Annotated in this window: 2 protein-coding genes; one reads left to right on the forward strand and one right to left on the reverse strand. The window is 75.9% G+C overall.

The window, feature by feature from the left end; all coding sequences use genetic code 11:
• Nucleotides 1–382 (forward strand): zinc-binding dehydrogenase (locus tag ACFFNX_RS51675; RefSeq protein WP_378213855.1); only part of this gene is annotated, 382 nt, incomplete at its 5' end.
• Between the two features lie 65 nt (nt 383–447).
• Here ACFFNX_RS51675 and ACFFNX_RS51680 read toward each other — a convergent pair.
• A partial coding sequence (locus ACFFNX_RS51680; RefSeq protein ID WP_446678579.1) for a TenA family protein occupies nt 448–777 on the reverse strand: 330 nt, incomplete at its 5' end.

The following is a 777-nucleotide window of genomic DNA, read 5'->3' on the forward strand; positions in this document are numbered from 1 at the left end:
GGCGGGCGGGCCGGTGCCCGGGCAGGTGCACGACGTGCTCGACGGGCCGGCGTCGGTCGCCGTCGACGCGGTGGGAGTCTCCGCGACCATGGCCGACGCCCTCGCGGCCACCGCGCCGGGCGCCCGCGTCGTGCTCGTCGGCATGGGCTCGCCACGCCTCGACCTGGCCGCGTACGCCATCAGCACCGAGGAACGCGACCTGATCGGGACCTTCTCCTACCCCGCCGCGGAGTTCGCGGCGGTGGCCGAATGGGTCGCCGGCGCCCCGGAGGATCTGGCCGGTCTGATCGAGAGGCAGGTGAGCCTCGCCGAGGCGCCGGGCGTGTTCGCCGCGCTCGCCGAGGACCTCTCCGTCGCCGGCAAGGTGCTCGTCCGCTGCTGAGCGGGGCCACGGCCGACGTTCGAGGAGCCGCGCACGGCGCCCGCCCCTGCGACGAGCGGACGCCCTCAGCGGTACACGGCGTCGTGGAAGGCGATCTCGGCATCCAGCATGCCGGCGAACCACCGGGCGAGGCGCTCGTCCGGCACGTCGGCCGACAGCGCGTCGACCTGCGCCGCCAGGGCGTCCACGCCCTCGCGGAACGCGTCGCCCGCGTGCAGGGACACCCATTCGCCGATCGGCCCGGCCGGGACGCCGCCCCCCTCGTGCGCGCGGACGCACCAGGTGAAGTACAGACTTTCGGCGGCGAACAGCACGGTCATCACCGCCGGGTAGCCGCCCTCACGCGCCGCGGACAGGGCGAAGTCCGACAGCACGGCGCCGCGCGACGCCGCGTC

Origin of the sequence: Actinoallomurus acaciae (genome assembly GCF_042429965.1) — a bacterium.
Lineage (GTDB): Bacteria > Actinomycetota > Actinomycetes > Streptosporangiales > Streptosporangiaceae > Actinoallomurus > Actinoallomurus acaciae.